The organism is Paraburkholderia sp. BR14312 (assembly GCF_040948675.1).
GTDB lineage: Bacteria > Pseudomonadota > Gammaproteobacteria > Burkholderiales > Burkholderiaceae > Paraburkholderia > Paraburkholderia nodosa_A.
In genome coordinates this window covers 730,970-756,968 of record NZ_JBFPKI010000002.1, presented here as the reverse complement: position 1 = coordinate 756,968, position 25,999 = coordinate 730,970, and the positions used below count along the sequence as shown (strand labels likewise).

Below are 25,999 nucleotides of genomic sequence, written 5' to 3'. Positions count from 1 at the left end.
GCCCGTAAGGCTTGATCCTATAACAGGTGTGTTTTTAAAGACGCACGGTTGAGATCACGTGTCGGTCTACGTTAATGCTTCAGCATTTACGCAGAACCCACACTATGTGTGTTGTGCCTGAAACAACACAACCCCAATTCAGCATCACCCTCTTTACGCTTCTTCCCGATTGGCTGTGGCGCGAACACAAAGCGCGACGCAGCAACCCGTCAAGCCTGATGACCATAGCGAGCTGGTCCCACCCCTTCCCATCCCGAACAGGACCGTGAAACAGCTCCACGCCGATGATAGTGCGGATTGCCCGTGTGAAAGTAGGTAATCGTCAGGCTCCTTATGCTGTAAGTCCAGAACCCCGGTGTCTCCGAAAGAGAACCGGGGTTCTGGCGTTTGGGCATCTTCAGATGCAGAAAACAAAAAAGCCGTCCAATGGACGGCTTTTTGCATTGGTGCCTCGAATTACTGCTGCGCCAGAAATTTCGTCGCCAGATGCACCCAAAACGACGAACCAACCGGCAGCAGTTGATCGTTGAAGTCATAGCTCGCGTTGTGCAGCATGCAAGGGCCTGCGCCGTGCCCTGCATCACGGTGACCGCCGTCGCCGTTGCCGAGAAACGCGTAGCAGCCCGGTTTCTCCAGCAGCATGAACGAGAAGTCCTCGGCGCCCATGGTCGGTTCGACGTTCGCATCGACGTGATCGGCGCCGACAACCTCGCGCATGACCTCCGCGGCGAATTGCGCCTCCGCGCTGCTGTTCACCGTCGGCGGATAGTTGCGATGGAAGGTGATGTCGACCGAGCAGTCGTACGCATCAGCTGTGCTCTCGGCGATCTTGCGCAGTCGCGATTCGATCAGATCCAGCGTTTCCGTCGTGAAGGTACGCACCGTTCCCGCGATCCATGCCGTATTCGGCACCACGTTGACCGCGTCGCCCGCATGAATCTGCGTGATCGAGAGCACGGCCGTATCGAGCGGCTTCTTGTTGCGCGTGATGATGCTCTGCAACCCGTTCGCGATCTGCACCGCCGTGAAGACCGGATCGCGGCCGTTGTGCGGCAACGCGGCGTGCGAACCTACACCCTTGATTTCAATGCGGAATTCGTTACTCGAGGCCATAATCGGCCCTTCGGTCACGCCGAAGTAGCCGGCCGGCATGCCCGGCCAGTTATGAATGCCGAATACGGCGTCCACAGGAAATTGTTTGAAGAGGCCATCTTCGATCATGGCTTTCGCGCCGGCGCCGCCTTCTTCGGCGGGCTGGAAAATGAAGACGGTCGTGCCGTCGAACTGTCCGTGCCGCGCGAGATATTGCGCCGCGCCAAGCAGCATCGCGGTATGGCCGTCGTGGCCGCACGCGTGCATCTTGCCTTCGTTGCGCGAGCGATGGTCGAACGTATTGAGTTCCTGGATCGGCAACGCGTCCATATCGGCGCGTAATCCGACCATCCGTTTGCCGGTGCCGCGTTTGAGCACGCCGACAACGCCGGTTTGGCCCATGCCGCGATGCACTTCAATGCCCCATTCCGTGAGCTTTGCCGCAACGAGGTCGGAGGTTTGGGTTTCTTCGTAGCGCAGTTCGGGATGCGCGTGGATCGTTCGTCGGAGGCCCTGAATTTCGCCTTGGGCGGCCTGGATTTCCGGAATCAGTTTCATGGCGGACGGTGCTCGAAAAGTGGTCGCCCGGCCTTCGTCTCCAAAATAGACCGGGTCTAGACGGACCATTCTACGCCGAACCTTTTTTTTCGCGCCAAGCACAGGGTGCGTACAGGGCCCGCACCCCGAACATAATAAAATCGCTTTTACGACAAAACGCCTCACCCACGGATTTCCGATGAACGCCCCAGCCGAATTTGCCCGTGCAGTTTGCCCGCACGATTGTCCCGATACCTGCGCGATGCGCGTGAGCGTCGAAAATGGCCGGGCGATCAAGGTGAGCGGCGACCCCGACCACCCGCCCACGCAAGGCGTGCTGTGCACGAAGGTGACCCGCTATGCGGAGCGCGTCCATCATCCGAAACGTTTGACGCAGCCGATGAAGCGTGTGGGGCGCAAGGGGGAAGGGCGTTTCGAGCCGATCAGCTGGGAGGAAGCCTGTCGCATCGCGGCCGAACGCCTCGGCGAAATCGCGCAGCGCGCGCCCGAAGCGATTCTGCCGTACAGCTATGCCGGCACGATGGGACTCGTTCAGGGCGATAGCATCGCCCAGCGCTTCTTCCACAAGCTCGGCGCATCGCGTCTCGATCGCGCGATCTGCGCGGCGGCAGGCGCCGCCGGCCTGCGTTATACGTTCGGCTCGAGCCTTGGCATGCTCACCGAGTATTTCGCGGAAAGCGAAGTGATCCTGATCTGGGGCGCCAACCCTATTGCGTCGAACCTGCACTTCTGGACCCGCGCGCAGGAAGCGAAACGCAACGGCGCGAAGCTGATCGCGATCGACCCCTATCGCTCGCTGACGGCCGAAAAGTGCCATCAGCACATTGCGCTCAAGCCCGGCACGGACGGCGCGCTCGCGCTCGGCATGATGCACGTGCTGATCACCGAGGACCGTCTCGATCACGATTACATTGCGGCCCACACGCACGGCTTCGACGCGCTGAAGGCGCGTGCGCTGAACTATACGCCCGCACGTGTCGCCGCGATCTGCGGCATCGAGGAGCAGGCAGTCGTCGATCTCGCGCGCCTCTACGCCTCGACGCGCAAGGCGGCAATTCGCATGAACTATGGCCTGCAGCGCGTGCGCGGCGGCGGCAACGCCGTGCGTGCCATCGCCTGCCTGCCCGCGTTGACCGGTGCATGGCGCGAGCGCGCGGGCGGCGTGCTGCTTTCGTCGTCTGGCTGGGCGCCCGTCGATGCGAACGCGCTCCAGCGTCCGGATCTGATTCCGGGCTGGCCGCAGCATCAGCCGCGCATCGTCAACATGAACCAGATTGGCAACGCGCTCACGCACGAAGGCGACGCCGCATTCGGGCCGAAGGTCGAGGCGATCGTCGTCTACAACTCGAATCCGGTTGCGGTTGCGCCCGAGTCGGCGAAGGTCGCGGCTGGCTTCGCGCGCGAGGACCTCTTTACGATCGTGCTCGAGCAGTTCCAGACCGACACCGCCGATTACGCCGATCTACTTCTGCCGGCCACGACCCAGCTCGAACATCTCGACGTCCACAAGTCGTACGGCCACACGCACGTCATGGCGAACTTGCCGGCCATCGCGCCCGTTGGCGAGGCGCGGCCGAATACCGAAATCTTCCGCTGCATCGCACGCGCGATGGGTCTGACAGAGCCGGCGCTGTTCGAAAGCGATGAAGACGTGGCGGCCCATGCATTCGACTGGAACGATCCCGCACTGGGCGGCGCCGACTGGGCGGCGCTCAAGCGCGAAGGCTGGCTGAAGCTGAACATCGCCGAAGCGCCGTTTGCGAACGGCGGTTTTCGCACGCCCACGGGCAAGTGCGAGTTCCATAGCGAGGCGCTTGCGAAGGCCGGGCTCGATCCGCTGCCCGATTACCTGCCGCCGCACGAGTCGGCGGATGGCGCGCCCGAACTCGCCGCGCGTTATCCGCTCGCGATGATCTCGCCGCCTGCGCGCAACTTCCTGAACAGTACCTTCGTGAACGTGGAAAGCTTGCGCGCGACCGAAGGGGAGCCGCACGTGGACCTCCATCCGGCCGACGCGGCCCGCCGCGAGATTGCCGACGGCGACGAGGTTCGTGTGTTCAACGGCCGCGGCTCGATGCGCGCGCGGGCGCGTGTGACCGATCGGGCGCGCAGTGGTCTCGTGGTCGGCCTGTCGATCTGGTGGAAGAAGCTTGCGCCGGATGGCCGCAACGCCAACGAAGTGACGAGCCAGGCGCTTACCGATCTTGGCGGCTCAGCGACTTTCTATGACTGCCTCGTCGAGGTCGAGCGCGCCTGAAAGCGCCTCAAGCTACCGCTAGCCGCCCCGCAACGTGCGTTCGAGGGGCCTTTCTAACTCGCTGATTTGCTGACATAAAAGCTGGGTCGCCATGCTACGATCCAATTTTTTAGCACGACCATTCGAAAAATCAAGGAGGAGACGCTGCATGGAAAAAGTCTGGCTGAAATCGTACCCGCCCGGCGTTCCCGCTGAAATCGACGCAAGCCGTTACGCGTCCATCACTGCGCTGCTCGAGGAGAGCTTCAGCGAATTCCGTGCAAAGCCCGCTTTCGCCTGCATGGGCAAGACGATCACCTACGGCGAGCTGGACCATCTCTCCCAGCGTCTGGCCGCGTGGTTCCAGTCGCGCGGCATCGCACGTGGTGCGCGCATCGCGCTCATGATGCCCAACGTGCTCCAGTATCCGGTCGCGCTCGCCGCAGTGCTGCGCGCGGGATATGTCGTCGTGAACGTGAATCCGCTCTACACGCCGCGCGAACTCGAACACCAGTTGAAGGACAGCGGCGCCGAGGCGATCGTCGTCCTCGAGAATTTTGCCGGAACCGTAAGCGCGGTCGTCGCCAATACGCGCGTGAAGCACGTGCTGGTCGCGGCGATGGGCGACCTCCTTGGCGCGAAGGGCTTCATCGTCAACTTTGTCGTGCGAAGCGTGAAGAAGATGGTGCCTGCCTGGAACCTGCCCGGCCACGTGCGCTTCAACGACGCGCTCGCCGAAGGTGCGCGCACTGGCTTCAAGCGCGTCGAACAGACGCCCGAGGACGTCGCCTTCCTGCAGTACACGGGCGGCACGACCGGCGTGGCCAAGGGTGCGACGCTGCTGCATCGCAACCTGATCGCCAACGTGCTGCAGTCGGCGGCATGGACCGAGCCCGCGCTGGCGAAATTGCCGTCCGGTACACAACCGGTGACGGTCGCGGCGCTGCCTCTTTATCACGTGTTCGCCCTGACCGTTTGCGGGCTGCTGACGCTGCGCACCGGCGGTCTCGCGATCCTGATTCCGAATCCGCGCGATATCGCGGGCATGATCAAAGAGCTGCGCGGGTACTCGATCACGTGTTTCCCCGCGGTGAATACGCTCTACAACGCGATGCTCAACCATCCGGAATTCGGCAATCTGGACTTCACGCACCTGCTCGTTGCGAACGGCGGCGGCATGGCGGTGCAGGAAGCGGTGGCCAAGCGCTGGTACGAGCGCACGCATACGCCGATCGTCGAAGGCTATGGCCTTTCGGAAACCTCACCCAGCGTGACCTGCAATCCGGTCACGGCGACGGAATACACCGGCACGATCGGCTTGCCGCTGCCTTCCACTGAAATCTCGATTCGCGACGACGCCGGCAACGAACTGCCGATCGGCGAGGCGGGCGAGATCTGCATCCGTGGGCCGCAGGTGATGGCGGGCTACTGGCAGCGGCCCGAAGAAACGGCGAAGGTCATGACGCCGGACGGCTACTTCAAGTCGGGCGACATCGGTCTCATCAACGCGCGCGGCTACATCAAGCTCGTCGACCGCAAGAAGGACATGATTCTGGTCTCGGGCTTCAATGTGTATCCGAACGAGGTCGAGGATGTCGTGGCCAAGCTGCCGGGCGTGTTCGAAGTGGCGGCGGTGGGCGTGCCGGACCAGAATTCGGGCGAGGCGGTGAAGCTCTATATCGTCAAGAAGGACCCGGCGCTCACCGACAAGGACGTGTTCGAGTACTGCAAGACGCAGCTCACCGGCTACAAGCGGCCGAAGATCATCGAGTTCCGCAACGATCTGCCCAAGAGCAACGTCGGCAAGATCCTGCGCCGCGAGCTGCGCGACGGTCGCGCCTGAAAACGCAAGAGCGAAGCGAAAGGCCAGCGAGTCAAAAGCGAAGAGCGGCCTGCCCGTCGAGGGCGGGCCGCTTTTTTGTCGTGCGCACTGTCGCGAAACGACACGAAGCACCAAAGAAAAAAGGCGCCCGGAGGCGCCTTCGAGATTACAGCGACTGTTCTTCTTAGAACTTGTGACGGATACCGACGCGAGCCGTGAACACGTTATTGGTCGACGATGCGGTCAGGTTGTTGATCGAAGCGACAGCTGCGACATCGTTCGAGTTCGTGCCCGTAGCGTGCTGGTAGACGCCGATCAGGTACACGTCCGTGCGTTTCGACAGGAAGTAGTCCGTACCCAGTGCGTACTGGAAGTACTTCGCGCCGCTGTTGCTCGAGCCGTTCGCCAGGGCGACGCTGCGGCCGTCTGTATAGTCGAACGCGAAGCCAGCGAGCAGAGCCGGCGTGAACTGATACTTGAAGTTCGCTTCGACGTTGTTGAACGTCGCGTTTGCGCCGCGCTGATAGGCCGGTGCACCGGTGATCGCTACAGTGCCGAGATTGCGGAAGCTGACGTTCGAGTACGTCAGGCCGAACGTTGCTGCGCCGAACGTGTACGCGCCGCCGGCACCGATGACCTGGTACGTGTTAGCCGTCTGGAAGCCGGAGTACACGGGAGTCGTCGAACTGCTCAGGGCTGCCACCGGCGGCGTCGTCGGGGTGCTGCCGTTGTTGAACAGACCGCCAGAAGCCGACGGCGTGCGTGCGTTCAGGTAGCCGACGCCGAGAACGAGGGGGCCGTTGTTATAACCGGCGCCCAACGACCAGATTTGATTACCTGTGAAGTTGCCAGCCTGGCCACCGAAGCTGTAGGTGCCGCCGAACGTCAGACCAGCGTAGTTCGCGCTGGTGAACTTGATCGTGTTGTTCGTACGGTAGGCATTATTGAAGTTGTCGAGGTCATCCGGGTGAGCAGCGATGTAGCCGCCCCACTGGTCGCCTGCTTCGAGCGGGCCCACGTAGTCGACGACGGAGTCGTACTGGCGACCCAGCGTGACGGTGCCGAACTGTGCGCTCGAGAGGCCGACATAAGCCTGACGACCGAACATCAGGCCGCCCTGACCGAGCTTGCCGGTGTTCACGTCAAAACCATTTTCCAACACGAAGACTGCCTTCAGGCCGCCGCCGAGGTCTTCAGCGCCGCGCAGGCCGAATCGGCTGCCTTGCAGAACGCCGCTCGACAGGTTGTACAGGTGCTTGCCACCCGAATTCGTGTTGATATTGAAACCTTCGTCGATGATACCGTACAGCGTGACGCTGCTCTGAGCGTGAGCAACGCCCGCGAACGCGCCCAGCGCAGCCAGCGCGAGAAGCGACTTCTTCATTGAATGATCTCCAGTGTTTGCGAATCTTTTGCGTCTTTTAACGGGACCAGTTTTTTATCTTGCGTAGGGTCCTGTCCTTCTAACTTCGCGAGAAGTTGCACGTAATGTAACAAAAGGGTTAACAGTCACAAAGGAAAAGCCTGGGCCTCGCTAAGTACCTGTTTCGTTTACACAACATGGTCTAGAATATGCAGCTATCTATCGGCGCTGCCCCGGATTGACGGATGTCCGTGAGTTTGTGTAGTGGTGAAAGGGCAGTCCGGGCGAGCGACCAATCCGGCTCGCCAACGAAATGAAAGGGAGGCTGGATGACGCTAGATGACTTGATTACCGAATTCGACCGGGGCCTGCGCTCTCTCACCGGCGTGTCGCGCATGACGCGTCCGATGCCGCAGCCTTCCCCCGTGACCATCGAAGTGACGCCCGAGGGCGATGCCGTACCAGCCGGCAGCGAACTCACGCCTGCCGAGCGCACGCACGCCGCCGGCCTCATGCGCGTCAATCACGTCGGCGAAGTGTGCGCGCAGGCGCTGTATCAGGCGCAGAAAATTTCGGCGCGCTCGCCCTCGCTCAGGGCGGCCTTCGAGCAAGCCGCGCGCGAGGAAGAGGACCACCTCGCGTGGACCTCGCGCCGGCTACAGGCGCTCGACTCGCGTCCGAGCCTCCTTAATCCGCTCTGGTACGCAGGCGCGCTCGCGATCGGCTTCGCCGCCGGCCGCCTGGGTGACAAGGTGAGCCTCGGCTTCATGGCCGAAACCGAGCGCCAGGTCGAGCATCATCTCGACAGCCACCTCGACAGCTTGCCGCCCGCCGATCTCGAGTCGCGCGCGGTCGTCGAGCAAATGCGCGCCGACGAAATCTCGCACGCAAAATCGGCCGCCGATCTGGGCGGAGTCGAATTGCCTTTGCCGGTGCGTTCGCTAATGCGTGTAGCATCGAAAGTGATGACGCGAACCGCCTACTACATCTGATTAATGCGTATGGGCCGGCAATCGCTGTCGGCCCATACTCGGATTAATCTTTCAGAGCTTTCAGCCCCCGGTTTTAATCCCCGCAAGCCCCCCGCTCGATCCCTCCGTAGGCCGTTTATCGCCGCGCTTTTCACGTATCACCTTCAGAACCTGCGTTAGCTCATTCATTCATAACGGTTTTTGGCTTTTGTCGCGACTTCAACAAGTGCCGCTAAGTCCTTGTTCTAGCGGATAAATTTCGTCAAAAAACGTCCGGTCTCCCTTGACCCTCGTTGGGCGTTCCTCTAAAGTGGGAGACAGTGTGAGAAAGTGTATTTTTGTGTGATTTCAGGCGCGTATTCAGGTAGATTTTCCGGGATTTAGGCGGGCGGCCAAAAGCGCCGCATAAGGGGGAGCAAATTGTTCCAGGGGGCGTCGGCGCTAACACTCGATGCGAAAGGACGGATGTCGATTCCGTCTCGCTATCGGGAAGCGCTGCAACAACAGGCAGAAGGACGGGTGACGATCACCAAGCACCCCGACGGCTGCCTGTTGCTATTTCCGCGCCCCGAATGGGAAGTGTTCCGCTCGAAGGTCGCCGCGTTGCCGATGGACGCGCACTGGTGGCGCCGTATTTTTCTGGGCAATGCGTCCGACGTCGATGTCGATAGTGCTGGCCGCGTGCTCGTCTCACCTGAATTGCGTCTGGCGGCAGGAATGGAAAAGGAAGTCATGCTGCTCGGCATGGGTAGTCATTTTGAGTTGTGGGATGCGCAGACCTACGCCGCCAAGGAACAGGCGGCGATGGCGCAGGGCATGCCCGACGCCTTGAAAAATTTCACGTTCTGATCGCGGTTCAAAACGCTATGGCATCTGCGATGGGACAGGGACTGCAGCATCGCACGGTGCTGCTAGACGAAGCGGTGAACGCGCTGGTCACGCGCGCGGACGGCGTCTATGTGGACGGCACGTTCGGTCGCGGCGGGCACAGTCGCGCGATCCTCGGGCGTCTCGGCGAGGCCGGGCGCCTGATCGCGTTCGACAAGGACCCGCTGGCGATCGCGACGGCGCAAACCGTGAACGACGCGCGGTTCTCGATCGTGCATGAGAGTTTTGCTTCGCTGCGCGACGAGCTCGCGTCGCGCGGGGTAGGGCGTGTGTCGGGAATATTGCTGGACCTTGGCGTGTCGTCGCCGCAGTTCGACGATCCGCAGCGCGGTTTCAGTTTCCGCGCGGATGGCCCGCTCGACATGCGGATGGACCCGACGCGCGGCGAGTCCGCCGCTGACTGGCTCGCTCGGGCCACGTTGCAGGAACTGACGGAGGTAATTCGGGATTATGGGGAAGAACGGTTTGCTTTTCAGATTGCAAAGGCGCTTGTTGCTCGCCGGGCAGAGTCCGACCGTCTCGGGCCTCTCGACAGCACGGGCGAGCTTGCCCAAATCGTGGCTAACGTCGTCAAAACCCGTGAGAAGGGTAAGGACCCGGCAACCCGCACCTTTCAAGCTATACGGATTCACGTCAATCAAGAGCTTGCGGAGCTGCAGGTCGTTCTAGAAGCAGCACTGTCGTTGCTGGAACAGGGGGGGCGGCTGGTGGTCATCAGCTTTCATTCGCTCGAAGACCGGATCGTCAAGCGGTTCATGCAGGCGCACGCAAGCGCGCCGGCGGTGGATCGCCGCTTGCCGATCCGCGCCGTCGACCTGCCGAGCCCGCCGCTCAAGCTGCTCGGCCGCGTATTCGCGAGCGACGAAGAAGTCGCCGCGAATCCGCGCGCCCGCTCGGCCGTGATGCGCACCGCGGAGCGCGTCACGCCATGAATCGTCTGAACATCTTCCTGCTGATCGTCGTCATGGGGTGCGCGCTTTCCGTCGTGAACGCCACCAATCAGCAGCGCCAGATCTTCATCCAGTTGCAACGTGCGCAGTCGCAGGAGCATCAGCTTCAGCAGGACTACGCACAGCTTCAATATCAGCAGAGCGCGCTGTCGAGAACGTCGCGCATCGAACAGATCGCCACCGACTCGCTCAAGATGCAGCCCGTCACGACCGGACGCACGCAATATCTGACGCTCGCGCCCGGCAGCGCAACCGCCGTCGACGCACCCGTGCCGACCTCGGCGCCCCCGCAGGGCGCCGCGCCTACGCCTGCCCGCCGCGGAGGCACGCGATGAAAAAGGACAATCGCCGCAAGAGCGTTGCCTTCAGCGCCAACCCCATTCTCTCCGTGCGCCTGCCGATGTGGCGCTCGAAGCTCGTCGTCTTCCTGCTCTTCATGGCGTTCGTCGCGCTCGCCGCGCGCGCGTTCTGGATTCAGGGGCCCGGCAACGCGTTCTATCAGAAGCAGGGCGAAAGCCGCTACCAGCGCACGATCGAGTTACCGGCCACGCGCGGCAAGATTCTCGACCGTAACGGCCTCGTGCTCGCCACGAGCCTGCCCGTGCGCGCGATCTGGGCGATTCCCGAAGCCGTGCCCGACGATCTCGGCGCCGACAAGCTCAACCAGCTCGGCGCGCTGCTCGGCATGAACACGAAAGAGCTGCGTGCGAAGCTCCACGAAGACAAGACCTTCGTCTATGTGAAGCGCCAGGTGCCGCTCGACGTCGCGCAGAAAGTGACGGCGCTCGACATTCCGGGTATTTACCAGCGCAACGAATACAAGCGCTTCTATCCGGAAGGCGACGTCACCGCGCACTTGATCGGCTTCACCAACGTCGAGGACGAGGGCCAGGAAGGCGTCGAGCTGTCGGACCAGAAGGTGCTCGCGGGCGTGCCGGGCATTCGCCACGTCATCAAGGACCGCATGGGCCACATCGTCGAGGACGTCGACGAGACGGTCGTGCCCCACGATGGCAAGGACGTCGAACTGTCGATCGACAGCAAGATTCAGTACATCGCCTATTCGAACCTGAAGGCTGCCGTCGAGAAGTTCAGGGCCAAGGCCGGCGCTGCGGTGGTGGTGGACGTGCGCACGGGCGAAGTGCTCGCGCTCGTGAACTATCCGACCTACAACCCGAACGACCGCTCGCATCTCACGGGCGAGCAGCTTCGCAACCGCATCCTCACCGACGTGTTCGAGCCGGGTTCGATCATGAAGCCCTTCACGGTGTCGCTTGCGCTGGATCTGCACCGCGTTTCGCCGAGTACACTGGTGGATACGGGCGCGGGCCACTTCACCCTCGACGGTGCGACCATCACCGACGACGCCGGTTTTGGCGTGCTGACGGTGGGCGGCGTGATCCAGAAGTCGAGCAACATCGGCGCGACAAAGATCGCGATGACGCTCAAGCCCGAAGAAATGTGGGACATGTACACCAGCATCGGTCTCGGTCAGGCGCCGAAGGTCGGGTTCCCCGGCGCGGCGGCGGGCCGTTTGCGTCCGTGGAAAAGCTGGCGCCGCATCGAGCAGGCGACGATGTCCTACGGCTACGGCCTCTCCGTTTCGCTGTTCCAGCTCGCGCGCGCGTACACGGCGATCGCGCACGACGGCCAGATTCTGCCGGTCACGATCTTCCGCCACCCCGGCGACACGCAGCCGGTGCAGGGCACCCAGGTCTTCGCGCCGACCACGGCGCGTGAAGTGCGCACGATGCTGGAGAGCGTGGTGTCGAAGGACGGCACTTCGCCCGACGCCGCCGTGCCCGGCTACCGCGTGGGCGGCAAGTCCGGTACGGCGTACAAGCACGGCCCGCACGGCTACGATCATTCGAAATACCGCGCGTCGTTCGTCGGCATGGCGCCGATGCCGAATCCGCGCATCGTCGTGGCCGTCACGGTCGACGAACCGACGGCCGGCAGCCACTTCGGCGGTGCCGTGTCGGGTCCGGTGTTCTCGGGCATCGTCGGCGATACGCTGCGCTCGCTCAACGTTCCGCCGGATATGCCGGTGAAGCAGCTCGTCGTCGAGGACAACAGCGCCGCCGCCTCGGCCCCGGCCGTCGCGAACGCGCCCGCTGCGCCCGTGAAGCACGTAGCGAACACGCCTACCGCGAAAAGCGCCGCCGCCGCGCATCACATGACCGTCGCGGACAACGCGAAAAATCGACCCGGAGTCGTCCGATGAGCGCCACGCGCAACCAGCATCCCGCGCACCGGCAGATCGCGGACGCGCTCGCATGGCTGCGCGCGCACGTCGCGCCAGAAGCGGGCCTGCACGCCGACACGCGCTCGCTCAAGCCGGGCGATGTGTTTCTCGCCTACGCCGTCGAGGGCGCGGACAGCCGCCCGCACATCGCCAACGCGATCGAGCGGGGCGCTGCAGCCGTGCTGTATCAGCCGGAAGGGTATGCGGGCGAGAAGCTCGACGCGTCGATTGCGCTGGCTGTACCGCAGCTCGACGCGCTCGCGGGCGAAATCGCCAGCGGCTGGTATGGCGACCCGAGCGATGCCATGCTCGTGGTCGGCGTGACGGGAACAAACGGCAAGACGTCGTGCAGCCAGTGGATCGCCTCGGCGTTGACGGCCATCGGCCAGAAGTGCGCGATCGTCGGCACGCTGGGCACGGGCTTTCCGGGTCAGCTCGTGCATACGGGCTTCACCACGCCCGACGCGCCGCAGCTGCAGCGCAGCCTCGCGCAATTGCGCGGCGCTGGCGCACAGGCGATCGCGATGGAAGTCTCCTCGCACGCGCTGCATCAGGGCCGCGTGAACGGCACGTCGTTCGACATCGGCGTCTTCACGAATCTCACGCAAGACCATCTCGACTATCACCACACTTTCGAGGCCTACGAGGCCGCGAAGGCGCGTCTGTTTGCATGGCCGGGCCTGCGCGCCGCGATCATCAACACCGACGACGCAGCGGGCCGCCGCCTGATCGCCGCGACGCGCGGCAACGCTCGCACGATTGCGTATGGCGTGGCGACGCCCGCCGCCGACGCACCCGTCGCCGACGCGTGGCTGCGCGCGAACGACGTGCGCGCGACCGCCACCGGCACGGCGTTCCATCTGGAAACGTCGGATTGGGGCGAGGCGCAAGTCGAGGCGCATGTTCTCGGCCTCTTCAACGTGAGCAATCTGCTCGGCGTGCTCGGCGCGCTGCTTGCGGCGAACGTGCCGCTCGTCGCGGCGCTCAACGAGATCTCGAAGCTGCAGCCGGTGAACGGCCGCATGGAGCGTCTTGGCGGCCGCGCCGATCACGACGAGCCGCTCATCGTGATCGATTACGCGCATACGCCGGACGCGCTCGAAAAAACGCTCGAAGCGCTGCGCCCGATGGCGGCCGCACGCGGCGGCCAGCTCGTCTGCATGTTCGGCTGCGGCGGCGATCGCGACGCGACCAAGCGCCCGCTCATGGGCGCGATCGCGGAACGCCTCGCCGACCAGGTCGTCGTGACGAGCGACAACCCGCGCAGCGAGTCGCCGGCCGCGATCATCGAGCAGATCGCGCAAGGCATGCGCGACGCCGCGAAGGCGCGCCGCATCGAGGATCGCGCGAGTGCGATCCTGCAGGCGGTGCGCGGCGCGGCGCGCGAAGACGTCGTCGTGCTGGCCGGCAAAGGCCACGAGGCGACCCAGGAAATCATGGGCAAGAAGCGCGCGTTCTCCGATCAGGACCACGCGCGGCTTGCACTCGCCGCCCGTGCCACGCACGGGCGCGGAGGTGGTGAATGACGATGCTTTCCCTGCGGGAAGCCGCGGCGCTGATTCCCGGCGCGAGCGTACTCGGCGACGAGAACGCCACGTTCGAGCGCATTTCGACCGACAGCCGCACCACCGGCCCCGGCGATCTCTTCGTCGCGCTCAAGGGTGACCGCTTCGACGCGCACGACTTTCTCGGCGAAGTTGCGAACCGCCAGGTGAGCGCGGCGCTTGTTTCGCGCAGCCCCGGCGACTGGCGCATCCCCGCGCTGCGCGTGGACGACACGCGCAAGGCGCTCGGCGCGCTCGCGCTCGGCTGGCGCCGCCGCTTCTCGATGCCGCTCGTCGCCGTGACGGGCAGTAACGGCAAAACGACGGTCAAGGAAATGATCGCGTCGATCTTCGCGGCGGCCGTTGGAGAAAATTTGCGTCTCGCGACCACCGGAAACCTCAATAACGACATCGGCGTGCCGTTAACGTTGCTGCGTTTGAGCGGCGCTCATCGGCTGGCGGTGGTCGAACTCGGCATGAATCACCCGGGCGAGACCGAGTTGCTGGCGAAATTCGCCGAGCCGACGGTCGCGGTGGTGAACAACGCGCAGCGCGAACATCAGGAATTCATGGCGACGGTGGAAGCCGTCGCGCTCGAGCATGCGAGCGTGATTCACACGCTCAAGCCCACGGGCGTCGCGGTGTTTCCCGCCGACGATGCCTACGCGAGCATCTGGCGCGTGGCGGCGACGGGTTCGCGCATCCTCGACTTCGCGCTGCATACCGATACGCGTGCGGTTCAAGCGGCAGTCACCGGCAAGCTCGTCGACAGGCTCGCGGGCAACCGTCTCGCGATCGCGACGCCGGAAGGCCATCTCGAAGTGGAGTTGAAGGTGCTGGGCGCACACAACGCGCACAACGCGCTCGCGGCCACGGCGGCGGCGATTGCGTCGGGCGTCTCGCTCGAAGCGATCGGCCGCGGGCTCGAGGCGTTCGAGCCGGTGAAGGGCCGCTTGCAGGTGAAGCGCGCGGCGCTTGGCGAGCTGACGGGCGCGACGGTGATCGACGACACCTACAACGCGAATCCCGACTCGGTGCGTGCAGCGATCGACGTGCTGGCTTCGCGCACGTCGCCGCGTGTGCTCGTGCTCGGAGACATGGGCGAAGTCGGCGACGACGGTCCCGCCTTTCACCGCGAGGTGGGCGCTTACGCGAAGGAACGCGGCATCGACGCGCTCTACACGCTCGGCGACGCAGCGCGTGACAGCGCGACGGCGTTCGGCGCGCAGGCGCTGCATGCCGCCGACGTGAGCGAACTCGTGCGCGCACTGGCTGGTGCCGGTTACGGCGCTGGCGCAACGATTCTCGTGAAAGGCTCGCGCTTCATGCAGATGGAGCGCGTAGTAGCGGCACTCACGAATCCGCAAAACCCTGCGCCGGACGCGAAGTCCGGTGCGCACTGAAATACGAAGGAATACAAGGCATGCTACTGGCGCTGGCGCAATGGCTGCAGAATGACGCAAGCTTCTTGCGCGTGTTCAGTTATCTGACGTTCCGTGCGGTGATGGCCACCATCACCGCGATGGCGATCGGGCTTTTCCTCGGCCCGTGGGTGATCCGCAAGCTCACCGCAATGAAGGTCGGCCAGGCCGTGCGCACGGACGGCCCGCAAACTCACCTCGTGAAGTCCGGCACGCCCACCATGGGCGGCGTGCTCATTCTGCTGGGCATCGCGGTTTCCACCTTGCTGTGGGGCGATCTTACGAACCGCTTCATCTGGATCGTGATGCTCGTCACGTTCGGCTTCGGCGCGATCGGCTGGGTCGACGACTATCGCAAGGTCGTCTACAAGGACCCGCGCGGCATGTCTTCGCGCGAGAAGTACTTCTGGCAGTCGGTGATCGGTCTGTTCGCGGCGGTGTACCTCGCGTTCAGTGTGTCCGAAGCGAGCAACGTGCGCGTGTTCGATCTCTTCACGGCGTGGGTGCGTAGCGGCCTGTCGATGGGCCTGCCCGCGCGCGCCGACTTGCTGCTGCCGTTCCTCAAGTCGATCAGCTATCCGCTCGGCGTGTGGGGCTTCATCGCGCTCACGTACTTCGTGATCGTCGGCGCGAGCAACGCCGTGAACCTCACCGACGGCCTCGACGGTCTCGTGATCATGCCGGTCGTGCTCGTTGGCGCGTCGCTCGGCGTGTTCGCCTACGTGATGGGCAGCTCGGTCTACTCGAAGTATCTGCTCTTTCCGCATATTGCCGGAGCCGGCGAACTGCTCATCTTCTGTTCGGCGATGGGCGGGGCAGGGCTCGCGTTCCTCTGGTTCAACACGTATCCGGCCCAGGTGTTTATGGGCGACGTGGGCGCGCTCGCGCTCGGCGGCGCGCTGGGAACCATTGCGGTGATCGTGCGTCAGGAAATCGTGCTTTTCATCATGGGCGGCATTTTCGTTGCGGAGACGCTCTCGGTGATGCTGCAGGTCACCTGGTTCAAGTACACGAAGAAGCGTTACGGCGAAGGGCGCCGCATCTTCAAGATGGCGCCGCTGCATCACCATTTCGAGCTGTCTGGCTGGAAGGAAACGCAGGTTGTCGTGCGTTTCTGGGTCATCACGCTGATGCTGTGTCTGATCGGTCTGTCCACGCTCAAGCTGCGTTGAGCCTCTAAGTAAGCAAGGGAAGCAAGCGATGTTCGGCGAGAAGTTTCGGGATCGGCAAAAGCCGATGGTGCTCGTGCTGGGACTCGGGGAATCGGGTCTCGCGATGGCGCGTTGGTGCGCGCGGCATGGTTGCCGCCTGCGCATTGCCGACACGCGCGAAGCGCCGCCCAATCTTCCCGAACTCGCCGCGCGCGGCATCGACGCCGATTTCGTCGGCGGTCCGTTCACGACGGCGCTGCTCGACGGCGTGGAGCTCGTCGCAATCAGCCCGGGCCTCTCGCCGCTCGCCGAAGACCTCGTGCCGCTGATCGCGGCGGCGCGCGAACGCGGCATCGAAGTGTGGGGGGAACTCGAACTCTTCGCGCAGGCGCTGCGCCATCTCGGCGAGAGCGGCTACGCACCGAAGGTGCTCGCCATCACCGGCACGAACGGCAAGACCACCACGACGAGCTTGACAGGCATGCTCTGCGAGCGCGCGGGCAAGCGCGTGGCGGTGGCGGGCAACATCAGCCCGGCGATGCTCGACAAGCTCGCCGAGGCCATCGACAACACCGCGCTGCCCGACGTCTGGGTGCTCGAACTGTCGAGCTTCCAGCTGGAAACGGCGCACACGTTCGAGCCGGACGCCGCCGCGGTCCTCAACATCACGCAGGACCATCTCGACTGGCACGGCGGCCTCGACGCTTACGCGGCCGCGAAGGGCCGCATCTTCGGGCCGCGCACGACACGCGTGCTCAACCGCGACGACGCGCGCGTCATGTCGCTCGCGAGCGTGAAGGCGAGTGGCGACGCGAAGATCGTGACTTTCGGCCTGAACGAGCCCGAGAACGACGGCGACCTGGGTCTGTTGCGCGAGAACGGCATGCAGTGGCTCGTGCAGGCCCACGACCTCGACGCGGCCGACGTGCCTGTCTCCCCGCGTCGTCGCAAGCAGCAGGAAGCGGCGCCCGTGAACCTCGGCATGAAGCGCCTCATGCCCGCCGACGCCCTGCGCATTCGCGGTCTGCATAACGCGGCCAACGCGCTCGCGGCGTTCGCGCTCACGCGCGCGATCGATCTCGCGCCCGCGCCGCTTCTGCACGGCCTGCGCGAGTATCGCGGCGAGCCGCATCGCGTGGAGCTGATCGCATCGATCGACGGCATCGACTACGTGGACGACAGCAAGGGCACGAACGTCGGCGCGACGGTGGCAGCGCTCGACGGCCTCGCGCAGCGCACGGTGCTGATCGCCGGCGGCGACGGCAAGGGCCAGGACTTCGATCCGCTCGTCGCGCCGGTTGCGCGCTGGTGCCGCGCCGTGATGCTGATCGGCCGCGACGCCTCGAAGATCCGCGCGGCGCTCGAAGAAACCGGCATCGCGATGAGCGACCACGCCACGCTCGAAGAAGCCACGCGCGCGGCGACGGCGCTCGCGCAACCCGGTGACGTCGTGCTGCTTTCGCCCGCTTGCGCGAGCCTCGACATGTTCCGCAACTACGCCCATCGCGCAGCCGTGTTCCACGACACCGTAGAAGCAATCGCTGCAGAACGGGGGACGATGATATGAGCTGGTCCGAGCGATTCGGTGCGCGCCTCTCGCGCGAAAACGGCCAGGCCGGCGGCTCGTCGAGCGGCGGCGCGCGCTCGGGCGGTCTTGCGAGCGTCGTCAACGGCGTGCGTCCCGGACGCTCGCGCATGCTCGACTACGACCACTCGCTGCTGTGGGCCGTCATCGCGCTTCTGGGCCTCGGCGTGGTGATGGTGTACTCCGCCTCGATCGCCATGCCCGATTCGCCCAAGTACGCCTCGTACCGCGACTGGGCGTTCCTCGTGCGCCACCTCGTTTCGCTCGCGATCGCTACCGTTGCGGCGCTCGTTGCGTTCCGTATCCCCGTTTCGACGTGGGAGCGTTACGCGCCCAAGCTCTTTCTCATCTCGCTCGCCATGCTGGTGGTCGTGCTGATTCCGCACATCGGCAAGGGCGTGAACGGCGCGCGTCGCTGGATTCCGCTCGGCGTCACGAACATGCAGCCGTCGGAAATCATGAAGCTCGCCGTGACGATCTACGCTGCGAACTACACGGTGCGCAAGCAGGAATACATGCATAGCTTCGCGAAAGGCTTCCTGCCGATGGCATTCGCCGTGGGCGTGGTCGGCGCGCTGCTGCTGCTCGAGCCTGACATGGGCGCATTCATGGTGATCGCCGCGATCGCCATGGGCGTGCTGTTCCTCGGCGGCGTGAACGGCAAGCTGTTCGGCGGCCTCGTGGCCACGGCAGTGGGCACCTTCACGCTGCTCGTGTGGGCGTCGCCGTGGCGCCGCGAGCGGATCTTCGCGTACCTCGATCCGTGGGACGACCGCTATGCGCAGGGCAAGGCGTACCAGCTCACGCACTCGCTGATCGCGTTCGGTCGCGGCGAGTGGTTCGGCGTGGGTCTTGGCGGCAGCGTCGAAAAGCTCAACTATCTGCCGGAAGCGCACACCGACTTCATTCTCGCCGTCATCGGCGAGGAACTCGGTTTCGTCGGCGTCCTCGTCGTGATCCTGCTGTTCTACTGGATCGTGCGCCGCTCGTTCGAGATCGGCCGCCAGGCGCTCGCGCTCGACCGCACGTTTGCGGGTCTCGTCGCCAAGGGGCTCGGCGTGTGGTTCGGCGCGCAGGCCTTCATCAACATGGGCGTGAACCTGGGGCTGTTGCCGACCAAGGGCCTCACGCTGCCGCTCGTGAGCTATGGCGGCTCGGGCATCTTGCTGAACTGCATCGCGGTGGCGCTGCTGTTGCGCGTGGACTACGAGAACCGGGTCTTGATGCGCGGAGGCAAGGTATGACCGCAGCAACGCGCACGCTCATGGTGATGGCCGGCGGCACCGGGGGACACGTGTTCCCGGGCCTTGCCGTCGCACATCGCATGGAGCAGTGGGGCTGGCGCGTGGTATGGCTCGGCAATCCCGCAGGCATGGAAGCGACGCTCGTTCCGAAGCACGGCATCACGATGGAATACGTGCGCTTTGGCGGCGTGCGCGGCAAGGGTATCAAGACCAAGCTGATGCTGCCGCTGAACCTGCTGCGCGCCTGCACGCAGAGCCTCGCGGCGCTGCGCCGCGTGAAGCCCGACGTCGTGCTCGGCATGGGCGGCTACATCACGTTCCCAGCGGGCGTGATGAGCGCGCTTTCGGGCCGTCCGCTCGTGCTGCATGAACAGAATTCGATTGCGGGTCTGGCGAACAAGGTGCTCGCGAAACTGGCCAGGCGCGTGCTCGTGGCGTTTCCGGGCGCCTTGCCGAACGCCGAGTGGACCGGCAACCCGATCCGCGAGGCGCTCGAACACGTCGACGCGCCGGCGGCGCGCTACGCCGCGCGCAGCGGTCCGCTGCGCGTGCTCGTAGTGGGCGGCAGTCTCGGCGCCACGGCGCTCAACGAAGTGGTGCCGCGCGCGCTGTCGCTGCTCGCGCCGCAAGAGCGTCCGCATATCGTGCATCAGGCGGGCGCGAAGCACATCGACGCCTTGCGTCAAAACTATCTCGACGCCGGACTCGAACTGAATGACACGGTACAGCTCGTGCCGTTCATCGACGACATGGCGAGCGCCTACCGCAACGCGGATCTCGTGATCTGCCGTTCGGGCGCAATGACGGTGGCCGAAATCGCGGCCGTGGGCGTGGCGGCATGCTTTGTGCCGTTCCCCTACGCCGTGGACGACCACCAGACCACCAACGCCGCGTTCCTTGCTGACAAGGACGCAGCGCTCGTGGTGCAGCAACGCGACCTGACGGCGGAAGGACTCGCCGACTGGTTGCGGCATCAGACCAGAACATCGCTGGCGGAAATGGCCGGGCGCGCTCGCGCGCTCGCGAAACCCGACGCCGCCGATCAGGTCGCGCGCATCTGCGCGGCTGTGGCGGGCGTAAGTGCGGGAGGAAAGCAATGAAACACATCGTCAAACATATCCATTTCGTTGGCATCGGCGGCGCGGGCATGAGCGGCATCGCCGAAGTGCTCGTCAACCTCGGCTATCAGGTAAGCGGCTCGGACCTCGCGAAGAACGGGGTCACCGATCGACTCGCCGCGCTCGGCGCGCGCATCGCGATCGGCCATGCCGAAGAAAACATCGAAGGCGCGAATGCCGTGGTCGTTTCGACCGCGGTGCGCAGCGACAACCCCGAAGTGCTCGCGGCACGCCATCGCCGCATTCCCATCGTGCCGCGCGCCGTGATGCTCGCGGAACTGATGCGTCTGAAGCAGGGCATCGCGATCGCAGGCACGCACGGCAAGACCACCACGACCTCGCTCGTGGCGAGCGTGCTGGCCGCGGGCGGGCTCGATCCGACCTTCGTGATCGGCGGGCGCCTGATCAGTGCGGGCGCGAACGCGCGCCTCGGCACGGGCGATTTCATCGTGGCGGAAGCCGACGAATCGGACGCATCGTTCCTGAACCTGTTTCCGGTGATCGAAGTCATTACGAACATCGACGCCGATCACATGGACACCTACGGGCACGACTTCGCGCGCCTGAAGCAGGCGTTCATCGAGTTCACGCATCGCCTGCCGTTCTATGGCATTGCGGTGCTATGCGTGGACGACCCGAACGTGAAGGAGATTCTGCCGTTCGTCTCGAAGCCGATCATCCGTTACGGCTTCGCGTCCGACGCGCAGGTGCGCGCGGTCAACGTGATTGCCCGAGAAGGCAAGATGTACTTCACGGTGATGCGCGAAGACGCGCCGTCGCTCGACATCGTGCTGAATCTGCCGGGCACGCACAACGTGCAGAACGCGCTCGCCGCGATCGCGATCGCGACCGAACTCGAAGTGAAGGACGCCGATATTCAACGCGCGCTCGCGGAATTCAACGGCGTAGGCCGTCGTTTTCAGCGCTATGGCGAGATTCCCGTCAACGGCGGCGGCGCCTGGACGTTGATCGACGACTATGGCCATCACCCGGTGGAAATGGCCGCGACGATCGCAGCGGCGCGCGGCGCGTTTCCCGAGCGCCGTCTCGTGCTGGCGTTCCAGCCGCACCGCTATACGCGTACGCGCGACTGTTTCGAAGACTTCGTGCGCGTGCTGTCGACCGTCGATGCGCTCGTGCTGACCGATGTCTATGCGGCCGGCGAAGCGCCGATCGTCGCAGCCGATGGCCGCGCACTCGCACGCGCGATTCGCGTGGCGGGCAAGGTCGAGCCGGTGTTCGTCGAGACCGTGGATGAAGTGCCGGAGGCGCTCGCAGCTGTCGTGCGCGACGGCGATGTGGTGATTACGATGGGCGCGGGTTCGATCGGCGGCGTGCCGGGTCGAATCGCCCAACAGGAACAGAAGGCGTGAGTGACATGAGCAGTATCGATCCGAAACAATTTGGCAAGGTCGCGGTGCTGTACGGCGGCGTGTCCGCTGAGCGCGAGGTATCGCTCAAGTCGGGCACGCTGGTGCTGCAGGCGCTGCAGAGCGCCGGCATCGACGCGCATCCATTCGACCCGTCCGAGCGCCCGCTTTCCGCGCTCAAGGACGAAGGTTTCGTGCGCGCGTTCAACGCGCTGCACGGCGGCTACGGCGAGAACGGCCAGATCCAGGGCGCGCTCGACTTTTACGGCATTCGCTATACGGGCACGGGTGTGCTCGGCTCCGCGCTCGGGCTCGACAAGTTCCGCAGCAAGCTCGTGTGGCAGCAGCTCGGCATTCCCACGCCGCCGTTCGAAGCGGTGTTGCGCGGCGACGACTACGCGGCGCGCGCGCCGCAGATCGTCGCGAAGCTCGGCCTGCCGCTCTTCGTGAAGCCCGCGAGCGAAGGCTCGAGCGTGGCCGTGATCAAGGTGAAGGCGGAAAGCCAACTCGTGCCGGCGCTCGAAGAAGCCGCGAAGTTCGACAAGATCGTGCTGGTGGAAAAGAGCATCGAAGGCGGCGGCGAGTACACCGCGTGCATCGCGGGCGACCTCGATCTGCCGATCATCAAGATCGTGCCGGCGGGTGAGTTCTACGACTACGACGCGAAGTACATCCTCGACACGACGCAGTATCTGATTCCCTGCGGCGTCGCGCCGGAGAAAGAGGCGGAACTGAAGAAGCTCGCGCGCCGCGCGTTCGACGTGCTCGGCTGCACCGACTGGGGCCGCGCCGATTTCATGATGGACGGTGCAGGCAACGCGTACTTCCTCGAAGTGAACACGGCGCCGGGCATGACCGATCACTCGCTGCCGCCGAAGGCCGCGCGCTCGGTAGGCATCGAGTATCGCGATCTGGTGGTGCGCGTGCTGGCACAGACGCTAAAAGATTGAACCCCTGATTAATCTCTGACTGACGAATTGCCGAACCGGAAGTGAACCGACAATCTCGAAATGTGGAATAACGTACGCCAGCTCAACCTTGCCGCCAACGCGTTGCACGCGCTGCTCGCGCTCGCGCTGCTGGCGGCGGGCTGCTACTGGCTCGTGCAGCGTCCGAACTTCGCGCTGCGAGAGATCCGCATCGAGGGCGATACCGAGCACATCAACTCGCCCACCGTGCGTGCGAGCGTGGTCGGCCGGCTGAAGGGCAACTTCTTCACGGTCGATCTCGATACGGCGCGCGCCGCGTTCGAGCAGATGCCGTGGGTGCGTCATGCGAGCGTGCGCCGCGTGTGGCCCAACGCATTGGCTGTCACGCTCGAAGAGTACAAACCGCTGGGCACGTGGGGCAGCGATCAGCTCGTGAGCACGGACGGCGAGCTGTTCACGGCGAACCAGGGCGAACTCGACGAAGAGTTGCCCGCGTTCGACGGCCCCGACGGCACCGCGCCCGAGGTGGTTGCGCGCTACCGCGACCTGGAGAAGTGGTTCGCGCCGCTCGGGCTCACGCCCGACGAAGTGACGCTCTCGCCGCGTTACGCATGGACGGTGAAGCTCTCGAACGGCATGCAGGTGGAGCTGGGCCGCGAGCGCAACGCCGACACACTGAGCGAGCGTTCGCACCGCCTCATCGCGGCATGGTCGGCGGTGACGCAACGTTGGGGCAAAGCAATCGAATACGCGGACTTGCGTTATCCGAACGGGTTTGCGATAAGGGCGGCCGGTATGCGCTTCATCAGTGACACGCCCGCTCCGGGCAAGAAGTAACAGGACATCACACGCAACGAGCACGATATGAGTAAAGACTATAAGGATCTGCTGGTCAGCCTCGACATCGGGACGTCGAAGGTGGTGGCCGTCGTCGCCGAATTGAAGGGCGAAGGCCACTACGAAGTGATCGGTCTCGGCCAGAGCGAATCGAAAGGTCTCAAGAAGGGCGTGGTGGTGAACATCGAGGCCACTGTGCAGTCTATCCAGCGAGCGCTCGAAGAAGCGGAACTCATGGCCGACTGCAAGATCACTAACGTATTCACCGGCATTGCGGGCAGCCATATTCGCAGCTTCAACTCGAGCGGCATGGTTGCCATCAAGGAGAAGGAAGTCACGCAGGCGGACGTCGCGCGCGTGATCGAAACGGCGAAGGCGATCAACATCCCGACCGACCAGCAGGTGCTGCATATCCTCACGCAGGAATTCATCATCGACGGCCAGGAAGATGTGCGCGAGCCGATCGGCATGAGCGGCATCCGTCTGGAAGTGAAGGTGCATATCGTGACGGGCGCGGTGAGCGCGGCGCAGAACATCGTGAAGTGCGTGCGCCGCTGCGGTCTCGAAGTGAACGACCTCATCCTGCAGCCGCTCGCTTCGTCGCTGGCGGTGCTGACCGAGGACGAGAAGGAACTGGGCGTGGTGCTCGTCGACGTCGGCGGCGGCACGACCGACATCGCGATCTTCAGCGAAGGCGCGATTCGCCATACCGCGGTGATTCCGATCGCGGGCGACCAGGTGACGAGCGACATCGCCATGGCGCTGCGCACGCCCACGCCCGACGCGGAAGACATCAAGGTGAGCTACGGCATCGCGAAGCAGGCGCTCGCCGATCCGGACGAGATGATCGAAGTGCCGGGGCTGGGCGAGCGCGGTCCGCGCACGCTGTCGCGCCAGGCGCTTGCCGCCGTGATCGAGCCGCGCGTGGAAGAGCTTTTTTCGCTCGTGCAGCAGGTGGTGCGCGAGTCGGGCTACGAAGAACTGTTGAGCTCGGGCGTCGTGCTGACGGGCGGCGCCGCGATGATGCCGGGCATGGTGGAGCTGGGCGAGGACATTTTCCTGAAGCCGGTGCGCATCGGCGTGCCGGAATACGCAGGCGGTCTGGCCGACGTGGTGCGCAATCCGCGCTACTCGACGGCGATGGGCCTGCTCGTCGAAGGCCGCTCGCAGCGTATGCGCGGGCGCAAGGTTGCAGTGCAGTCGGGGTCGATGGGCCAGGTCTTTTCACGCATGAAGGACTGGTTCCTCGGCAACTTCTGACGACAGAAGTCGCAGGACAGAAGGCGAAGTACAAGCTTCGAAAATCGCGCTGGTGACGGCGGCTAGCGCGCAGTGGAAGGTTGCCCGATCTTCCACTGGATAACGGCCGAGGAGCGGAATCTTTTTCTTGACGGAGGCAACATGGAATTCCAGATGCTGGAAACCGAAACCAACGGCACCATCATCAAGGTGGTAGGCGTTGGTGGTGCGGGCGGCAATGCCGTGCAGCACATGATCAACCGCGGCGTGCAAGGCGTCGATTTCATCGTGATGAACACGGACGCACAGGCGCTCTCGCGCTCGCGTGCATCGGCCGTGATTCAACTCGGCAACACGGGCCTCGGCGCCGGTGCGAAGCCGGAGATGGGCCGCGCAGCAGCAGAAGAAGCCCGTGAGCGCATCGCCGACGCACTGCGCGGCGCGCACATGGTGTTCATCACCGCCGGCATGGGCGGCGGCACCGGCACGGGCGCAGCCCCGGTCGTTGCTCAGATCGCCAAGGAGATGGGCATTCTCACCGTTGGCGTGGTGAGCAAGCCGTTCGAGTTCGAAGGCGGCAAGCGTATGCGCGTGGCGGAAGCCGGCTCGCAGCAACTGGAGGATCACGTCGACTCGCTGATCGTCGTCCTGAACGACAAGCTGTTCGACGTGATGGGCGATGACGCCGAGATGGACAAGTGCTTCCAGTGCGCGGACGACGTTCTGAACAACGCAGTCGCAGGCATCGCCGAAATCATCAACGTCGACGGTCTCGTGAACGTCGACTTCGAAGACGTGAAGACGGTGATGGGCGAGCAGGGCAAGGCGATGATGGGCACGGCGACGGTCGCCGGCGTCGATCGCGCACGCCTCGCGGCGGAACAGGCCGTGGCGAGCCCGCTGCTCGAAGGCGTCGATCTGTCGGGCGCGCGCGGCGTGCTGGTCAACATCACGTCGAGCCGTTCGCTGCGTCTGTCGGAAACGCGCGAAGTGATGAACACCATCAAGAGCTATGCTGCAGAAGACGCGACGGTGATCTTCGGTGCGGTGTACGACGACGCGATGGGCGACGCACTGCGCGTGACGGTGGTGGCAACGGGCCTCGGCCGTGCTGCGAAGAAGCAGCAAGCCGCGCCGATGCAACTGCTGCGCACGGGCACGGACAACCAGCCGATCCCGGCTCCGGCGGGTTCGTACGCACCGCAGCACAGCGGCCACGGCAACACGGCCGACTACGGCGCGCTCGACACGCCGGCAGTGTGGCGCACGTCGCGCGACACCGCGGCTTCGCACGTGCAGGCGCTGCAGGAAAAGGGCGTCGACACGTACGATATCCCGGCGTTCCTGCGCAAGCAGGCGGACTGACACGCGAGCCGATCTGACTGCGGCAGGGCACGTGTTGCCCTCGCCCGCAGACAGACAGCGCGCTGCGAAGC

The 25,999-nt window shown here is 64.5% G+C and carries 20 protein-coding genes and 1 rRNA gene; 19 read left to right on the top strand and 2 right to left on the bottom strand.

Annotation, left to right across the window (positions count from 1 at the left end):
- Nucleotides 1-214 precede the first annotated feature (214 nt).
- A 5S ribosomal RNA gene (gene rrf, locus AB3X98_RS09305) occupies nt 215-328 on the top strand.
- A 128-nt stretch (nt 329-456) separates the two neighbouring features.
- Here the strand turns inward: rrf and AB3X98_RS09300 are convergent.
- Nucleotides 457-1,650, bottom strand: a complete 1,194-nt coding sequence (locus AB3X98_RS09300; protein ID WP_368605961.1) for a M20 aminoacylase family protein — start codon at nt 1,648-1,650, stop codon at nt 457-459.
- Between the two features lie 178 nt (nt 1,651-1,828).
- Here AB3X98_RS09300 and AB3X98_RS09295 point away from each other — a divergent pair, with 178 nt between their 5' ends.
- Both AB3X98_RS09295 and AB3X98_RS09290 read left to right on the top strand, forming a co-directional pair.
- Entirely contained in the window at nt 1,829-3,907 is a 2,079-nt protein-coding gene (locus AB3X98_RS09295) for a molybdopterin-dependent oxidoreductase (RefSeq protein WP_368605962.1), read from the top strand.
- A 148-nt stretch (nt 3,908-4,055) separates the two neighbouring features.
- Nucleotides 4,056-5,729, top strand: coding sequence for a long-chain fatty acid--CoA ligase (locus AB3X98_RS09290; RefSeq protein WP_368605963.1), 1,674 nt, complete (start codon nt 4,056-4,058; stop codon nt 5,727-5,729).
- Between the two features lie 163 nt (nt 5,730-5,892).
- Here the strand turns inward: AB3X98_RS09290 and AB3X98_RS09285 are convergent, their stop codons facing one another.
- Nucleotides 5,893-7,092 (bottom strand): porin, encoded by a 1,200-nt coding sequence (locus AB3X98_RS09285; protein ID WP_368605964.1) that lies wholly within the window; start codon nt 7,090-7,092, stop codon nt 5,893-5,895.
- Nucleotides 7,093-7,400: 308 nt separating this feature from the next.
- On the opposite strand from AB3X98_RS09285, the gene coq7 reads away from it, so the two are divergent.
- The 16 genes from coq7 (at nt 7,401) to ftsZ (ending at nt 25,928) form a co-directional block, all read left to right on the top strand.
- Nucleotides 7,401-8,063 carry a 2-polyprenyl-3-methyl-6-methoxy-1,4-benzoquinone monooxygenase gene (gene coq7 / locus AB3X98_RS09280; RefSeq protein WP_069268480.1) on the top strand — a complete coding sequence of 221 codons (663 nt, stop codon included), beginning with the start codon at nt 7,401-7,403 and terminating at the stop codon, nt 8,061-8,063.
- A 399-nt stretch (nt 8,064-8,462) separates the two neighbouring features.
- A complete protein-coding gene (gene mraZ / locus AB3X98_RS09275; RefSeq protein ID WP_028207782.1) occupies nt 8,463-8,891 on the top strand; it encodes a division/cell wall cluster transcriptional repressor MraZ in 429 nt (142 codons plus the stop codon).
- A gap of 17 nt (nt 8,892-8,908) precedes the next feature.
- On the top strand, nt 8,909-9,862 hold the full coding sequence (gene rsmH, locus AB3X98_RS09270; protein ID WP_069268481.1) for a 16S rRNA (cytosine(1402)-N(4))-methyltransferase RsmH: 954 nt from the start codon (nt 8,909-8,911) through the stop codon (nt 9,860-9,862).
- Nucleotides 9,859-10,215: a cell division protein FtsL gene (gene ftsL, locus AB3X98_RS09265; protein ID WP_028207784.1), complete on the top strand. Its 357-nt coding sequence runs from the start codon at nt 9,859-9,861 to the stop codon at nt 10,213-10,215. Before rsmH ends, ftsL begins: the two co-directional genes overlap by 4 nt.
- A complete protein-coding gene (locus AB3X98_RS09260) occupies nt 10,212-12,104 on the top strand; it encodes a peptidoglycan D,D-transpeptidase FtsI family protein (RefSeq protein ID WP_368605965.1) in 1,893 nt (630 codons plus the stop codon). The genes ftsL and AB3X98_RS09260 overlap by 4 nt, the downstream gene beginning before the upstream one ends.
- On the top strand, nt 12,101-13,651 hold the full coding sequence (locus AB3X98_RS09255) for a UDP-N-acetylmuramoyl-L-alanyl-D-glutamate--2,6-diaminopimelate ligase (protein ID WP_368605966.1): 1,551 nt from the start codon (nt 12,101-12,103) through the stop codon (nt 13,649-13,651). The genes AB3X98_RS09260 and AB3X98_RS09255 overlap by 4 nt, the downstream gene beginning before the upstream one ends.
- Nucleotides 13,648-15,072 carry a UDP-N-acetylmuramoyl-tripeptide--D-alanyl-D-alanine ligase gene (gene murF, locus AB3X98_RS09250; protein ID WP_368605967.1) on the top strand — a complete coding sequence of 475 codons (1,425 nt, stop codon included), beginning with the start codon at nt 13,648-13,650 and terminating at the stop codon, nt 15,070-15,072. Before AB3X98_RS09255 ends, murF begins: the two co-directional genes overlap by 4 nt.
- 20 nt (nt 15,073-15,092) lie before the next feature.
- Nucleotides 15,093-16,262, top strand: coding sequence for a phospho-N-acetylmuramoyl-pentapeptide-transferase (mraY, locus tag AB3X98_RS09245; RefSeq protein WP_069268485.1), 1,170 nt, complete (start codon nt 15,093-15,095; stop codon nt 16,260-16,262).
- A 28-nt stretch (nt 16,263-16,290) separates the two neighbouring features.
- Nucleotides 16,291-17,808, top strand: a complete 1,518-nt coding sequence (gene murD / locus AB3X98_RS09240; RefSeq protein WP_368605968.1) for a UDP-N-acetylmuramoyl-L-alanine--D-glutamate ligase — start codon at nt 16,291-16,293, stop codon at nt 17,806-17,808.
- Nucleotides 17,805-19,070, top strand: a complete 1,266-nt coding sequence (gene ftsW, locus AB3X98_RS09235; protein ID WP_368605969.1) for a putative lipid II flippase FtsW — start codon at nt 17,805-17,807, stop codon at nt 19,068-19,070. Before murD ends, ftsW begins: the two co-directional genes overlap by 4 nt.
- The gene (murG, locus tag AB3X98_RS09230; RefSeq protein WP_368605970.1) at nt 19,067-20,170 is read left to right on the top strand and encodes an undecaprenyldiphospho-muramoylpentapeptide beta-N-acetylglucosaminyltransferase; all 1,104 of its coding nucleotides are present in this window, start codon (nt 19,067-19,069) and stop codon (nt 20,168-20,170) included. Before ftsW ends, murG begins: the two co-directional genes overlap by 4 nt.
- Entirely contained in the window at nt 20,167-21,561 is a 1,395-nt protein-coding gene (gene murC / locus AB3X98_RS09225; protein ID WP_069268489.1) for a UDP-N-acetylmuramate--L-alanine ligase, read from the top strand. The genes murG and murC overlap by 4 nt, the downstream gene beginning before the upstream one ends.
- A 5-nt stretch (nt 21,562-21,566) precedes the next feature.
- Nucleotides 21,567-22,508 carry a D-alanine--D-alanine ligase gene (locus tag AB3X98_RS09220; RefSeq protein WP_324158721.1) on the top strand — a complete coding sequence of 314 codons (942 nt, stop codon included), beginning with the start codon at nt 21,567-21,569 and terminating at the stop codon, nt 22,506-22,508.
- 60 nt (nt 22,509-22,568) lie between these two features.
- Nucleotides 22,569-23,324: a cell division protein FtsQ/DivIB gene (locus tag AB3X98_RS09215; RefSeq protein ID WP_069268491.1), complete on the top strand. Its 756-nt coding sequence runs from the start codon at nt 22,569-22,571 to the stop codon at nt 23,322-23,324.
- A 27-nt stretch (nt 23,325-23,351) separates the two neighbouring features.
- Nucleotides 23,352-24,584: a cell division protein FtsA gene (gene ftsA / locus AB3X98_RS09210; RefSeq protein WP_042270315.1), complete on the top strand. Its 1,233-nt coding sequence runs from the start codon at nt 23,352-23,354 to the stop codon at nt 24,582-24,584.
- A 141-nt stretch (nt 24,585-24,725) separates the two neighbouring features.
- Nucleotides 24,726-25,928 (top strand): cell division protein FtsZ, encoded by a 1,203-nt coding sequence (ftsZ, locus tag AB3X98_RS09205; RefSeq protein ID WP_028207795.1) that lies wholly within the window; start codon nt 24,726-24,728, stop codon nt 25,926-25,928.
- Nucleotides 25,929-25,999 lie beyond the last annotated feature (71 nt).